General features: G+C 67.9%; 14 protein-coding genes and 1 tRNA gene. 8 read left to right on the forward strand and 7 right to left on the reverse strand.

What is annotated here, in order from left to right:
• Positions 1–116 precede the first annotated feature (116 nt).
• The gene (locus IVW53_14765) at positions 117–557 is read left to right on the forward strand and encodes a cupin domain-containing protein (protein MBF6606828.1); all 441 of its coding nucleotides are present in this window, start codon (positions 117–119) and stop codon (positions 555–557) included.
• Positions 558–870: 313 nt separating this feature from the next.
• Here the strand turns inward: IVW53_14765 and clpX are convergent, their stop codons facing one another.
• From clpX to IVW53_14790, 5 genes are all read right to left on the reverse strand, one after another.
• Positions 871–2,181 carry an ATP-dependent Clp protease ATP-binding subunit ClpX gene (clpX, locus tag IVW53_14770; GenBank protein ID MBF6606829.1) on the reverse strand — a complete coding sequence of 437 codons (1,311 nt, stop codon included), beginning with the start codon at positions 2,179–2,181 and terminating at the stop codon, positions 871–873.
• Positions 2,182–2,194: 13 nt separating this feature from the next.
• Positions 2,195–2,899 carry an ATP-dependent Clp protease proteolytic subunit gene (locus IVW53_14775; GenBank protein MBF6606830.1) on the reverse strand — a complete coding sequence of 235 codons (705 nt, stop codon included), beginning with the start codon at positions 2,897–2,899 and terminating at the stop codon, positions 2,195–2,197.
• A gap of 52 nt (positions 2,900–2,951) precedes the next feature.
• Positions 2,952–4,364: a trigger factor gene (tig, locus tag IVW53_14780; protein MBF6606831.1), complete on the reverse strand. Its 1,413-nt coding sequence runs from the start codon at positions 4,362–4,364 to the stop codon at positions 2,952–2,954.
• Between the two features lie 333 nt (positions 4,365–4,697).
• The gene (locus tag IVW53_14785; protein MBF6606832.1) at positions 4,698–6,275 is read right to left on the reverse strand and encodes a hypothetical protein; all 1,578 of its coding nucleotides are present in this window, start codon (positions 6,273–6,275) and stop codon (positions 4,698–4,700) included.
• Between the two features lie 356 nt (positions 6,276–6,631).
• Positions 6,632–7,780: a hypothetical protein gene (locus IVW53_14790; protein ID MBF6606833.1), complete on the reverse strand. Its 1,149-nt coding sequence runs from the start codon at positions 7,778–7,780 to the stop codon at positions 6,632–6,634.
• A 279-nt stretch (positions 7,781–8,059) separates the two neighbouring features.
• Between IVW53_14790 and IVW53_14795 the strand changes: the two genes are divergently transcribed.
• Positions 8,060–8,212 (forward strand): hypothetical protein, encoded by a 153-nt coding sequence (locus IVW53_14795; GenBank protein MBF6606834.1) that lies wholly within the window; start codon positions 8,060–8,062, stop codon positions 8,210–8,212.
• A gap of 57 nt (positions 8,213–8,269) precedes the next feature.
• Positions 8,270–9,925 (forward strand): restriction endonuclease, encoded by a 1,656-nt coding sequence (locus tag IVW53_14800; protein ID MBF6606835.1) that lies wholly within the window; start codon positions 8,270–8,272, stop codon positions 9,923–9,925.
• A 103-nt stretch (positions 9,926–10,028) separates the two neighbouring features.
• On the opposite strand, the gene IVW53_14805 is transcribed toward IVW53_14800, so the two are convergent.
• The gene (locus tag IVW53_14805; GenBank protein ID MBF6606836.1) at positions 10,029–10,415 is read right to left on the reverse strand and encodes a hypothetical protein; all 387 of its coding nucleotides are present in this window, start codon (positions 10,413–10,415) and stop codon (positions 10,029–10,031) included.
• Positions 10,416–10,533: 118 nt separating this feature from the next.
• Here IVW53_14805 and IVW53_14810 point away from each other — a divergent pair, with 118 nt between their 5' ends.
• The 5 genes from IVW53_14810 (at position 10,534) to IVW53_14830 (ending at position 12,683) form a co-directional block, all read left to right on the forward strand.
• Positions 10,534–10,890, forward strand: coding sequence for a VOC family protein (locus tag IVW53_14810; protein ID MBF6606837.1), 357 nt, complete (start codon positions 10,534–10,536; stop codon positions 10,888–10,890).
• On the forward strand, positions 10,887–11,270 hold the full coding sequence (locus tag IVW53_14815) for a winged helix-turn-helix transcriptional regulator (protein ID MBF6606838.1): 384 nt from the start codon (positions 10,887–10,889) through the stop codon (positions 11,268–11,270). Before IVW53_14810 ends, IVW53_14815 begins: the two co-directional genes overlap by 4 nt.
• On the forward strand, positions 11,263–11,739 hold the full coding sequence (locus IVW53_14820; protein MBF6606839.1) for an SRPBCC domain-containing protein: 477 nt from the start codon (positions 11,263–11,265) through the stop codon (positions 11,737–11,739). The genes IVW53_14815 and IVW53_14820 overlap by 8 nt, the downstream gene beginning before the upstream one ends.
• Before the next feature lie 87 nt (positions 11,740–11,826).
• Positions 11,827–12,135: an antibiotic biosynthesis monooxygenase gene (locus IVW53_14825; protein MBF6606840.1), complete on the forward strand. Its 309-nt coding sequence runs from the start codon at positions 11,827–11,829 to the stop codon at positions 12,133–12,135.
• 59 nt (positions 12,136–12,194) lie between these two features.
• Positions 12,195–12,683 carry a hypothetical protein gene (locus tag IVW53_14830; GenBank protein MBF6606841.1) on the forward strand — a complete coding sequence of 163 codons (489 nt, stop codon included), beginning with the start codon at positions 12,195–12,197 and terminating at the stop codon, positions 12,681–12,683.
• Positions 12,684–12,934: 251 nt separating this feature from the next.
• Here the strand turns inward: IVW53_14830 and IVW53_14835 are convergent.
• Positions 12,935–13,022 (reverse strand) — tRNA-Leu (locus IVW53_14835).
• Positions 13,023–13,325 lie beyond the last annotated feature (303 nt).

Here is a 13,325-nt window from a genome sequence, read left to right on the forward strand (position 1 = left end):
CCGGGTCCCCGCCATGAGCCCGGCTCCGGGTCCCCGCCATGAGCCCGGCTCCGGGTCCCCGCCATGAGCCCGGCTCCGGGCGGGTCGCCACGCGCCACGCGCTACGCTGGACGGCGATGACCCACGAAGACACCGACCCGGACGACATCATCGCGCGCCTCTCGCTGCGCCCGCATCCGGAGGGTGGCTGGTACGCGGAGACGTGGCGAACGACGGCGGTCGACGGCGGTCGCGCGACGAGCTCGGCGATCTACTTCCTCCTGCGCCAAGGCGAGCGATCGGCCTGGCACCGCGTCGACGCCGACGAGACGTGGCACTTCTACGCCGGATCCCCGCTCGAGCTCGGCATCGCCGCCGACGGCCGCGCTGCCGCACGGACGATCCTCGGGGTCGAGCTCGCGGCAGGTGAGCGCCCGCAGGCGACGGTGCCGGCCGGCTCGTGGCAGGCGGCGCGCTCGCTCGGATCGTGGACGCTCGTCGGCTGCACGGTGAGCCCCGCGTTCGAATTCGAGGGCTTCGAGCTCGCGGTGGCCGGCTGGGAACCGTCGGGCGGTTGACCGCCGCGCGGCCCGGACCTGCCGGACTTCGGCCATCTACCGCCCGGTGGGCGTTATCCGGATCGGTCGCCTGCCGGGCTGGGGGCCCGGTCGTCTGACTTCGGCCAACGCCCACCAGATGGGAGATCGCGCAGCTGGAATGCGAACTCGACGAGCGATGGCCGCCCCGAGGGCACCGCCGGCCGCATCACATCCGGATAGGTCCCGCCAGCCGGGAGTCAGCCCATCTGGCGGCCTCGACCGCGCCGGGGCGGTCGAGCGCCCGGCCCCGCACCCCGCGGCCCCGGCAAACTCGGGACCCCTGGAACCTCGTCTAGGCGGTCTCGCCCCGTTCGGCGAGCCAGTCTTCGTAGTTCGTCTCGTCGACGCCCTGATCCACGTCGGACTTCGTGAGGAGGAGCGGCGGGCGGCCCTGGCGGATCGTCTCCTCGGTGATGATGCACTTGCGGATGTCCGTCCGCTCCGGGATGTCGAACATCACCTCGAGCAGCGATTCCTCGACGATCGAGCGGAGGGCGCGTGCCCCGGTCTTTCGGTCGAGGGCGACATCGGCGGCGGCGACGAGCGCGCCCGGGGTGAACACGAGCTCCACCTTGTCGAGCTGGAGGAACCGCTGGAACTGGCGGGTGACCGCGTTCTTCGGCTCGGTGAGCACGCGGACGAGATCCTCCGCCGTGAGCGTCGCGAGGGTGACGATCACCGGCAGGCGGCCGATGAACTCCGGGATGAGCCCGAACTTGAGGAGGTCCTCCGGCATGAGTCGCTCGAGGATCTTCGACCGGTCCGCCTTCGAGACCGCCGTCTCGGTTCCGAAGCCGATCCCGCGCTTGCCCACCCGTTCCTCGACGATCTTCTCGAGACCGTCGAAGGCGCCGCCGCAGATGAACAGGACGTTCGTCGTGTCGATCTGGATGAAGTCCTGGTGCGGATGCTTCCGGCCGCCCTGGGGCGGGACGTTGGCGACGGTTCCCTCGAGGATCTTGAGGAGCGCCTGCTGGACGCCCTCGCCGGAGACGTCGCGTGTGATCGAGGGGTTATCCGCCTTCCTGGCGATCTTGTCGATCTCGTCGATGTAGATGATCCCCCGCTGGGCCCGCGCCACGTCGAAGTCCGCCGCCTGGATGAGCCTGAGGAGGATGTTCTCGACGTCCTCGCCGACGTACCCCGCCTCCGTGAGCGACGTCGCGTCGGCGATGCAGAACGGCACGTCGAGGACGCGGGCGAGGGTCTGGGCAAGGAGCGTCTTGCCCGAGCCGGTGGGCCCGACGAGGAGCACGTTCGACTTCTGGAGCTCCACCTCGTCGACGGCATGGCCGGCGTTGATCCGCTTGTAGTGGTTGTAGACGGCGACCGAGAGGACCTTCTTCGCGCGCTCCTGGCTGATCACGTACTGATCGAGGGAAAAGGTGATCTGGCGTGGGTTCGGGAGCTTGGTGCTCGACGGCTTCGCCTTCGGCGCCTCGAGCATCTCCTCCTCGATGATCTCCTGGCAGAGGTTGATGCACTCGTCGCAGATGTAGACGCCCTGGCCCGCGATGAGCTTGCGGACCTGTTCCTGGCTCTTGCCGCAGAAGCTGCAGCGGTACGGGACCTTGGGCCCCTTCGCGCCGCTCGTCGAGGTCACTCGCGCGTCCCTCTCATCGTCCCGTTCCCGGCCCTGCCTGCTTCTTCGCCGTCGCCGCAGCCGGCGCTTCGGCGGGACCCACCATCGCGTCCGTCTCCGTGGCGGCTCCGGCACCGCTCCGACGAAGACTCAGCGGGTCACCGGCCGTCGAATACACCGCGTCGATGATGCCATACTCCCGGGCCTGCTCGGGAGCCATGAAGTAGTCACGATCCGTGTCCTTGCGGATCTTCTCGACCGTCTGTCCGGTGTGGTGGGCGAGGATCTCGTGGAGCCGCTCGTTGAGCTGCTCGAGCTCCTTCACCTGGATGAACACGTCCGGCGTGTTGCCGCGGAATCCGCCGGACCCCTGGTGGATCATGATCCGGCTGTTCGGGAGCGAGAAGCGCTTGCCCGGCGCCCCGGCGGCGAGGAGGACGGACGCCATGCTCGCCGCCATGCCGATACAGATCGTGCTGACGGGTGAGCGGACGTACTGCATCGTGTCGTAGATCGCCAGACCCGCCGTGACGATGCCACCCGGCGAGTTGATGTAGAGGTAGATGTCCTTCTCCGGATCCTCGGAGTCGAGGAAGAGGAGCTGGGCGATGACGAGGTTCGCCACGTGATCCTCGACGGTATCGCCGAGGAAGATGATCCGCTCCCGGAGGAGCCGCGAGTAGATGTCGTAGGCGCGCTCCCCGCGACTCGACGATTCGATGACCATCGGCACGAGCATCGGCGGTCTCCAGTCCTGAGCTTCTGGCAGGTCGAGTGGATGAGGGCCGGGGTCAGCGAGGCTCGGCGGCCGGGCCCGCGTCCGGGTCGGTCGCTCCGATCGCCGCCGACGCGGCCGCGGATTCGAGGCTGATTGCGGCCGGTTCGTCGCTCTCGGCGTGGGGGATCGGCGGGTGGTCGGGATGGGCGACGAGCCACTCGTCGACGAGTCGCTCCACCGTCTGGCTCCGGCGGAGCGTGCTACGGAGGAACGCGCGACCCCGGTCCGACTCGAAGTACGCGAGGAGCTTCGGCTCCCCGCGATACCGCACCCGGGCGGCCGCGATCTCCGTCTCGATGGTCGCCTCGTCCACCGTCACGCCTTCCGTCTCGGCGATCTTCGACAGGACGAGCAGCGTCTTCACCCGACCCTCGGCCCGTGGCCGAAATTCCGCATGGAGGTCCGCCTCCGTCTGCTTCACGACCTTGAGATACGCCTCCTCGGTGATCCCCTGCCGGACGAGCGAGGAGCGGAACTCGTCGTGCATCACCTCGATCTCCTGGTCCACGAGGACGTCCGGGAGCTCGAGAGTGCTGTTCGCGACGGCGTAGTCGATGATCCGGTCGCTGAATCCATGGCGAGCCCGGTCGAGCGCGTTCCGCTCGAGGCGATGGCGAACGTCCACCCGGAACGCGGCGAGGTCCGGATACTCCCCCATGGATCGGGCGAACTCGTCGTCGAGATCGGGCAGGACCTTGGTCCGCAGCTCCCGCAGGTCAACCTCGAAGTGGGCGGTCCGGCCAGCGAGACCCGGCTCCGCGTAGTCCGTCGGGAAGTCGATGTCGAACGCGGTCGATCCCCCCGCCCGGATGCCCACGAGGTGGTCCTCGAAGCCTGGGATGAGCCGCTCGTTCCCGATGATGAGCGGCATCCGCTCCGTGCTGCCGCCCTCGAACGGCTCGCCGTCCCGGGTACCGCGATAGGCGATGATCGCGTAGTCGCCCTTCTTCGCGGGTTCCGTGGAGGGGGTCAGGGCCGCGTTCTGGTCGCGCAGCTCGTCGAGGACCGTGGCGACCTTCGCGTCGTCGATCGCCTCGATCTCCGGCCGGAACGTGAAGCTCCGGTAGTCGCCGAGGGTCACCTCCGGGCGCACCTGGACGGTGGCCGTGAACACCACCGGCTCGCCCGCGATGGCCCGCACCACCTCGACCTCGGGTCTCGTCAGTGGCACGAGATCCTGCTCGAGGATCGCCGCCCGGTACGCGTCGGAGACGAGGTGCTCGACCGCTTCGTCGTGGACCGCCTCGGGCCCGAGGACCCGCTCGAGGACCGCGCGGGGTGCCTTGCCGGGCCGGAACCCGGCGACCTTCGTCCGGCGGGACAGGCGGCGGACGGCCTCGTCCACGGCGCGATCGAGTCGCTCGGGCGGGAGCTCGACGGTGAGGACGATGGAACTCTTCGGAGCGGGGATCGAGGTGACGTTCATCGGGCCGAAGTATACGGGCCGGCCCGGTCCGGGCCGGCCTGATGGGCGGACGCCCGAGCCCGGCCCGCTGAGCCGGACGCCGGGCCGCGCTGTCGCCGGGCGTTCGGCCCGGGTGGACGCTGTGCATGGTCGTCGGTGCACGAACCGCGCGGCGGGATCAAGCCGGCCATCACCAGCAGTGGCTCGCCAGGTCAGCGCATCTGATCTGGTCGGGGCGGATGGACTTGAGGTCGAGGTAACAAGCGCGACGCTCCGCGGGGCCCGACCGAGCCCCAGCTCCGTATGCCACGTCGGCACTGACCGTGCGCGCGCCGCGCCCGGCATGGAGTCCTTTCAAGCCACGATCGAATCGAACTCCACTCGGTAGTCCCCGTAGCGCACCCGCTTCCATTGCGTCTGCAAGAGCTCGGATGGCGGATGAGGCGGGTCATCGAGCAGCCTGATGAGATCCGACACGGAGGCACCCGCACGAAGCATTCGAGCCAGCATCTGGTGTGACCGGATGGTGATCCCATCCGGTTCGACGATTCGCACCGGCAGGACGTTCGGCGTGACGATGAACCAGCGTGCCCGCACGCTGCTGCAGTCCGGCCAGCTAGCGGGCCACCGCGCAGTGGCCTGGCCGCCATCCATTTCCGATCGAAGGCGAGCGACCTGCGCTCGCTTCTCGTGGGCCCGCTCCTCCGATCGAGCGACCTCTGCTGATCCGTCAGGGTCGATCTGCCACATGACCTCGAAGATCACCATCGTGCCTTCCGATGGGTCGTAGGCGACCACATCGAGATCGCCCGCCTGGCTGCCGCCGTCGCGTAACACCTTCACGCCAGTCTCCACGCGCGCGCCCGAGAGTCGGCCCAACGTGGCGGCCGTCGTTCGTGCGCCGAGCAGGCCGAGCAAATTCCCGGCCTTGCCAAACGAGGCTGGATCACGCTGCAGGAGAGCCGTCAGATTGCGGATCGGCGACGACGGAATGATCAGGCTGCTCATCGGCACCAGCCGATCCCCGGCGATCGGAACAAGCGGGGTCAGACAGGGATCGGGACGGCGACGGAGGTCGAGGGTGAGCAGGTTCGCCAGCGCGCCGACTCGCTGGACATCGACGGCGGAAGCCTCGGCGAGTTCGTCGATCAAGTCGCCGGCGACCAGCATCGGCACGACGACAGACGCGTTCACAGAACCATGCAGCGTGCAAGCGTGCATTTGGGCACCGCGAGCCATCAGCTCGACCCAGACCCGGGTCGCCTCAGCCATGGTGAACCCGCCTACATCGAGATCTCCGGGCAGATAGCTGGGGTAGCCATCGATGAGGCGCGCCGCGAATGTTCGGTACTGCTCCTTGGCCCACAAAGGGACCTTGCGCCATGGAACGTCCCGACCTCCTCCTGCCAGCCACCGGGGGAGGCGCCCGTCCGCAAAGGTGGGTGGGTCGGCGATGGAATCAAGGTCGTCGACCAGACCGAGGAGGCGGTCGAGAGCGTCAAGACGATTGTCCCCGTCGTACCTCAGAACGATCCGTGTCCCGTCCGCCTCATACCGGCGGACGCCCTGACGGACCTCGGCCAGGAGATTCCGGATCAACCAATGACGCCCCGCGAGATCGAAGAGTGCGACCCTCTCCTGTTCGGTGGAGGCGCGTGCGCGCCGCGATCCTGTCATGTGCTCGGTGGTCCACCCCACGGCGACGCCGACTTGATTGTGGTGGGCGCGGGTCGTCGCGAACGCTGCGAAGAGGGGGCCCTCGGTCGCGATGCGTTTTCGCTGCTCCACGACCGGGTGCGTGTTGAGCCAAGCGAGCATCGGGTACAGGCCGAGTGCGCCATCTCGCCAACACCCAAGCTGCGGCGGGCGTGACTCCACGTAATCGGCGAACTGGCTCGGTCCAGGTGAGGTAAGAGGGCGCTTGGTGCGCATCGCGTCCACCATTATCCGCGACCTCTCGCCGCTGGCCTCTGGTCTACATGGTCGGTCGGAGACGTTGCGTGCGAGGTCCGACGACCTGACTGTGGCCGGGAGGTTCCTGCACCTCGAGCCGTCCCGAAAGAGGAGCGCCGCCCGTGGCCTCGTTCTCGTGCTCATCGACACGGCGCGACGAACTGCCCCGGACGGAGGTCCTATGTTTGCCTCGGCCTCAAGACTCCCGCCCCGGCGCACATGCAACAGTCGCCTTTGACTCCTGCAAGCATGGCCCCCGCCCGCCACGCTCGATCGCGGCGAGTGCGGCATCAACAAACTCCGGACGCGCCATCCCGCCCCATCGGGTGTCGTGGCTATGGCTGCACGATCTGCGAGAGCCAGCATAGGTAATCGAGAAGCGTGAACGCACGGAGCGAGTTCTCGCGGGTCGGATAGTCCAGATCGACACCGTGCAGCACTCCGTGCCGGTTCAATGGGCCGTAGTCGGGATCGCCTTGCCGATGAGTAGTGCGCTGGGCTGTGTTGACGACGAGGCTCGAACCTTCATCGATGGGAAGCAGAACGGTCCGGGCCCACCATTGCTCGGTGCCCCGCAGCACGAACAGGTGATTCAACGCCTCACGCGCAGCTGTGCCTCCCTTTCGATAGAGTTGCTCCCCGATGATGTCGTAGAAAGCTCCATCCGCCTGGGCGAGGAGCGCGGGAGCGGTCAATGTGTACCGGCGATTCCGATGAGCCCAGACCGCGTCCTCAACGAATGGGGCGCGAGCCGGGAAGCTCGACCGGACGCGTATTGCCACGTGGCCGAGCCGGCGTTCGGCGAAGTTCGCCATGCGCCTGTCGACCTCGACGATGTTGCCCGCGGCTGCCAGTCGGGCAATCTCAGGATCGTAGGATGGCATCTCGGGCGACGGGTACCAGCCGCGGGTCAATAGGTATCGCACCTGCTCTTCGGCCTGTGTGTCCGGCGCCAGGATCCGCAACGCCGCCGCGTAGTCAACCGTGATCCTGTCGAGGATTGGGGCGAGCGTAACTTGGAACTGAGCCACCGCTCGCTCTGCCTGAGCCGCGGCTGCCGCGATGGTCTCGGTGACGAGCGGTAGGGATTGTTGGGTCTGTTCGAGCGCCGCGAGCATCCCCGGAGGCAGCGTCGCCATCGACTTGATCTGCGCGAGCAGCGGTGCATATGCGGCTTCCTCTTCCTCCCGTCGGCGTCGGACGGCCGCCCGGAGGGTTTCGAACGACGCTACCTCGGCATCGATCGAGAACAGCGTGGTGGCTCGGTCAAGGAAGGCACGCAGCAGCGCTTGCAGGCGGTCGTCGGCCCAGCTCCGGAGTTCATTGGCCCCAGTACCCCTGGGTGCCACGATCTGGCGGCCGAGCGTTCGCACAGCGAACTCGCGATCGTCGATGCCCGCGGCAACGGCGTCGCCCATCATCGCCACAGACTGTGCGTGCGACCACGCTGAGACCGAGAGGTCGAACTCCGGAAACGCGTACACCGTGAGTCTCGTTCGGAGGATCTCCTCCCTGGTCAAGGGTGCCCTACCAGCCGACTCGTCCTCGGTCGGATCGTTCGCGTGGCCATGCTCCTCGTCGTCCTTCACGGAGGCATTCTCACATCTGAGGCACCCTTGTAACCGTCCCGGAACGAGGCCCTCCCGGCGCAGGCTCCTGCGTGTCTGGCGCGCCGAAAGAGCAGGGCATGACCCTTGAGGCGTCTGGAACTGAGAGCGGATCCTCGGCGAGTCGTCTGTCGCGCCGTTCAGGCCTCTCCGAAAATGACGGGTCTCCTCCTGCGCGAGCTCGGCTTCTATGACGATCGTGCCGCCGCGCAACTCAAGCAGGGAAGTCGCGCCTACCAGTGGGCCCTCGGGAGGCGTCTCGCGCCGCCAGGGGCGAAGAGCCGTCGCAGGCGGATGCATGAGCCGTAGCCCTTTGTCTGAGACAACCGACGCGGTGTTCTATCCGGTGCCTGCTACGCTCCGACCGTGAAGACGGACGTTCTCTACTACGGGGACAATCTCGACATCCTTCGGCGGTACATCCCGGACGAGTCGGTCGATCTCGTCTATCTCGATCCGCCGTTCAACAGCAACCGCGACTACAACGTCATCTTCAAGGACGAGTCGGGACGGAAGAGCGACGCGCAGCTTCTCGCCTTCGAGGACACGTGGCACTGGGGCCCATCCGCCGAGGCGACGTACGCGTACTTGACGAACACGGCCCGTCACGAGGGCCGCGTCCCAAACACGGTGAGCACGATCGTCGCCGCCCTCCGGGCCGGCGTGGGCGAGAACCAGATGATGGCCTACCTCGTCGAGATGGCCGTTCGGCTCGTGGAACTCCGCCGTGTGCTCAAGCCCACGGGCTCGCTCTACCTGCACTGCGACCCGACAGCAAGTCACTACCTCAAGCTCGTCCTCGACGCGATCTTCGGCCCCAAGAACTTCGTCAACGAGATCATCTGGAAACGCTCGACCGCCCACAGCGACCGAGCGCAAGGTTCACGGCACTTCGGCCGACTTCATGACGTTGTCCTCGTCTACGCGAAATCCGACTTGTACCTGTGGAATCAGCTCTACGAACCGCTCGGGGCAGACTACGCGGCCTCGCACTACCCGCACGTGGAACCCGGCTCCGGACGGCGCTACGGGTTGGACAACATCACCGGGCCCGGAGGAGCGGCGAAAGGGAATCCCGAGTACGAGGTGATGGGGGTCAGGCGGTACTGGCGCTACAGCCGCGACCGGATGCAAGAGCTGATCGACGCGGGCCGGATTATTCAACCAAGCCCGGGGGCGGTCCCACGATTCAAGCGGTACCTCGACGAGTCGGCCGGCCGACCAATTCAGGACGTGTGGGACGACATCGCTCCGGTGAACTCGCAGGCCAAGGAGCGACTCGGCTGGGGTACCCAGAAGCCGCTCACGCTCTTGGAGCGAATCGTCTCTACGTCCTCGAACCCAGGCGACCTCGTCCTCGACCCCTTCTGCGGCTGCGGCACGGCGCTCGTCGCCGCCCAGAAGCTCGATCGGCGCTGGATCGGCATCGACATCACGTACCTCTCGATCGCCGTCATGCGGGCCCGGCTCAAGGACAGCTTCGGGCTCCTCGAAGTGGAGGTGATCGGGCAGCCGACGGAGGTCGAGGGCGCCCGCCAGCTCGCCGCATCGCCGGATGGTCGTTACCAGTTCCAGTGGTGGGCACTCAACCTCGTCGACGCGAAACCGCTCGGTGGGGTCGAGAAGAAGGGCGCCGATCGGGGCATCGACGGACTCATCACGTTCACCGACCTCAACCGCGAGCTCCACTCGGTCCTCGTGAGCGTGAAGAGCGGCCACGTGACCTCGGCGATGCTCCGCGATCTCAAGGGCACGCTCGACCGGGAGAAGGGCTCGATCGGGCTCTTCATCACGCTCGAGGAACCGTCACGCGAGATGCGCCTCGAGGCCGACACCGCCGGCCTCTTTCATTCGGAGCTCTGGAAGCGCGACTACCCGCGGATCCAGATCCTCAGCATCCGCGAGTTGCTCGAGGAGGGGAAGAAGCCGCAGCTGCCACCGTTCGTCCTCTCGACGTATCAGGAAGCGGAGCGGATCGTCACGAAGCAAGCGGCGGAGCAGGCCGAGTTGTTCGGGAGCTGATCCCTACCGAGGGGGCCACGGCTGCGGCCCTCAGGACCGCACCGTGGAGCGAGGTGTCGGTCAGCGTGTGGAAGCGACGGACTGACCGCTCCAGCAGCGATGCTCAGCCGCCGTAGCGGATGACGCGCGCGGTCCGCAGGTCCACCGTGACGTGCGGCGGGGACGGGTAGGAGGCGTTCGGGCTCATGACCACAGCGGAGCCGCAGAAGCCGGGCTCGCTCGGACACGGGGCCACGGCGAACCCGCTGAACTCGAGCCGGGCGGCGGTGCTCGCGTCCGCGCCGAGCCAAGCGACCGTCGCCGGATCGGCCGCCACGGCTGCCTCGAAGCAGACCCGCTCGTAGGGCGAGAGGCCGGTCGGGAGCGAGGACGGATCCTCGACCCGGAGCGGGCGTGGATGCGCGCCATTCGTCGCGAGGGCCGCGCGGATCTGGGTGCCGCTGTCGTAGTCGTGGAACGTGACGTACGCGGTGCCCTTCGACTCCGTCACGTCCGCCGGGCCCGTTTGACAAGGGCCCGTCTGATAGGTGACACTTACGAAAGCAGATGCTAACTTCCAGCCATTCCGATGTGACCAACGGCGTTGGCGTAGCAGAAGGAGCACGACCATGGGCGCCCCGATCGCGTTCTTCGAGGTGATCTCACCTGACAGCGCCCGCGCACAGCGCTTCTATGGCGAGCTTTTCGGCTGGAAGATCGATGCCGACCCCTCGCTGACGGGCTACGCGCTCGTCGACACCGGGGCAGGCGAGGGGGCGGTCGGCGGCGGGATCGGGCAGGCCAGCGAGGCGTTCCCTTCGGGGGTGAAGATCTACCTGCGGGTCGCTGATCTTGCGGCGTATCTGGCCCGCGCCGAGCAGCTCGGCGGCCGCACGCTCCTCCCCCCGATGGACCTGCCCTCCGGCTACGGGCGCATCGCCATCTTCGCCGACCCGGACGGCAACCCGGTCGGGCTGTGGGCGTGAGGGAGCCGCGCTCGGAGGCGGCGCTCGACGAGACGCTCCGGGCGCTCGCCGAGCCACGCCGCCGGGCGATCCTCCAACTGGTCGTCGATCGGGAGCTCCCTGCAGGCGAGATCGCCGCCCACTACGCGGTGACCCGCTCGGCCGTCTCGCAGCACCTCCAATTACTGAAAGCGGCGGGCCTCGTGCGCGAGCGACGGGCGGGGGTGCGGCGGCTCTATCGGGCCAGCCCGGACGGGCTGCGGGAGCTGCGCGCCTACCTTGACGAGCTGTGGGGCGAGAGCCTGGAGGCTGCGCGCGCGCTCGTGGAGGCGGAGGCGGGGTGGGCGGGGTCAGCCGAAGACCTCTCTGCCGCTGATTGGGCGGAGCCGAAGCATGCCTGAGGCGACCGTGCTTGCGCCGATCCGCAAGGCGGTGACCGTGCGCAGCGACCTCGACCACACGTTTGGCGTCTTCGTGCGCGAGATCGGCCGCTGGTGGCCGACTCGCCCCTTCTCGCTCGGCCAGGAGCAGGTCGTGCAGGTCACCTTCGAGCCGCGCCTGGGCGGGCGGGTCTTCGAGACCTGGGCAGATGGCCGCACCGTCGACTGGGGCCACGTCCTCGCCTGGGAGCCCCCGGCCCGCTTCGCAATCAGCTGGGAGATTCTCCCCCGGGCCACCGAGGTCGAGGTTCATTTCCGCCCCCTCGGCCCTGCTCTGACCCGCGTCGAACTCGAACACCGTGGCTGGGAGCGGCTGACCGCGGAACAGATCGCAGCGGCCACGCGCCAGGCTGGCGGGTACGAGGCCGGTTGGGCGTCGATCCTGAGCGACTTTGTGGCGGCGACAGAAGCGGAGGTGGTTTCGAAGTAGCCGATCCGCCCTCCAAGAAGAGCGCTGGCTGGCGCGACACCCCGAACAAGCCACCGCGGGCAGTTCGTGCAACGGAGGTCAACCAGGATGAAGCACCTGTTCCTCGCGATCCACCACCCCAAGCCTGAACACCTCGACGACCTTCTCGGAGCAATGGCAGGGCTTGGCGAGACCCTTGCCCGTGTGCCTGGGCTGGTCGAGGTGCGCACCTGGCGCGATGAGTCGCGGGTCGTGGCGATGTCGGTTTGGGAGTCGCGCGAGGCGCTGGCGGCAGCCCGACCGACCATGGGCGCGGCGATCGTCGATGTCCCCTTCGCGCAGTGGGAGGCCCGCCCGCGCGAGCTGTACTTCCTCGACGAGTTCAGCGTTCCGGCGGTCGGTTCAGAGGCCGGTTGAGGGAGGCGCCTGCGAGGCGGCAGCACCGCCTAACCCGAGCAGAAAGGAGCGCCATCCAGATGGACCTTCGCGGGCTCGCTCAAGCCTTTGACGGGTTCCTCGCGGCGGCAGAAGGCACAGGACCAGCGGCTCGCCCCTCGGACGAATGGACGCCCCAGATGGTGGTGGCCCACATCATCGCGAACAACCGACTGATCGCGGCGCACCTCGCTGAAGCGTTGAGCGGCCGAGAGCCCGCCTACGACAACCGACCGGCCGTACGTCTTTCGTACCTGGAGGCGATCGTGCAGGCGGCCGGCGACTGGGTCTGCCTCGTTGACGAAGCGCGCCGATCTGCGGTTGAAGTCATGCAGCTGGCCGGGCTGGTCGACGACGCGACTGCCGTTCGCCGCTTTCCGACACGGGTCGAGGACGGCAACCGCGTGCGCATCGACGAGCCAGTCTCGATCGCCCATCTGCTCGATGCGCAGGCGGAGGTACATCTCCCTTCGCACGCGGGCCAGCTGCGAGTGGTGCGCACCGGCACGATGTCGCGGGCGGTCGCGTGAGTGCGGCGAGCCGGCGCAGACGTGACTGTCCTTCGTACCCTGAAGCGCAGCGTGACCGAGTTTCGCGCTGATCAAGGACTCGTCGTGTCGTGGGCGCTCAGTCAGGCCCTTGGGCGAGGTCCTGCGGCAGGGACAGCGAGCCCGGACCAAGGCGCTCCTGCGCCTCCTGATCGGCGAGATCCGGGTCATCTCGCCCGACGACATCCGGCCGACGTACCGGGTGCCGGCTGCGGTTCGCATACCGGAGGATCTGGTAGGCGAGGTCGGGGTCGAACCGACACGCCGCTTTCGCGGCACCGGCTCCTAAGGCCGGCGCGTCTGCCATTCCGCCACTCGCCCGTGCCTAGTCTCCCACAGAGGGTTCGACTCTACCGAGTTCCATGGCCAAGTGGACGAGGCGCTCGAGCTCGATCACCGCGGGCGCTCGCCGGATCCGGTTCCACTGGGCGAGGGTATGTCGCGGCACGCCGTTCCTGACAGCTGACCCCCAGGCGGGCGATGGTCACCGACTCCCCACGCGGCGCCCGCAGACGTGAGCGTGGATCGGGCCGGGCCGGTGCGTGGTTCCTGCCAGATGCGCGGGTGATGGCCAGCGGTCACCGACATGCAGACCAACGCCCGCCTCATGGCCATCTGCCGGAA

The sequence above is a fragment of the Chloroflexota bacterium genome, from assembly GCA_015478725.1.
Lineage (GTDB): Bacteria > Chloroflexota > Limnocylindria > Limnocylindrales > CSP1-4 > C-114.

Excerpts from the sequence above, each read along its gene's own strand:
- IVW53_14810 (MBF6606837.1), top strand. The coding sequence starts at position 10,534 with ATGGGCGCCCCGATCGCGTTCTTCGAGGTGATCTCACCTGACAGCGCC.
- IVW53_14765 (MBF6606828.1), top strand. The coding sequence starts at position 117 with ATGACCCACGAAGACACCGACCCGGACGACATCATCGCGCGCCTCTCG.
- IVW53_14820 (MBF6606839.1), top strand. The coding sequence starts at position 11,263 with ATGCCTGAGGCGACCGTGCTTGCGCCGATCCGCAAGGCGGTGACCGTG.
- IVW53_14825 (MBF6606840.1), top strand. The coding sequence starts at position 11,827 with ATGAAGCACCTGTTCCTCGCGATCCACCACCCCAAGCCTGAACACCTC.
- IVW53_14795 (MBF6606834.1), top strand. The coding sequence starts at position 8,060 with ATGACGGGTCTCCTCCTGCGCGAGCTCGGCTTCTATGACGATCGTGCC.
- tig (MBF6606831.1), bottom strand. The coding sequence starts at position 4,364 with ATGAACGTCACCTCGATCCCCGCTCCGAAGAGTTCCATCGTCCTCACC.
- IVW53_14830 (MBF6606841.1), top strand. The coding sequence starts at position 12,195 with ATGGACCTTCGCGGGCTCGCTCAAGCCTTTGACGGGTTCCTCGCGGCG.
- IVW53_14785 (MBF6606832.1), bottom strand. The coding sequence starts at position 6,275 with ATGCGCACCAAGCGCCCTCTTACCTCACCTGGACCGAGCCAGTTCGCC.
- IVW53_14775 (MBF6606830.1), bottom strand. The coding sequence starts at position 2,899 with ATGCTCGTGCCGATGGTCATCGAATCGTCGAGTCGCGGGGAGCGCGCC.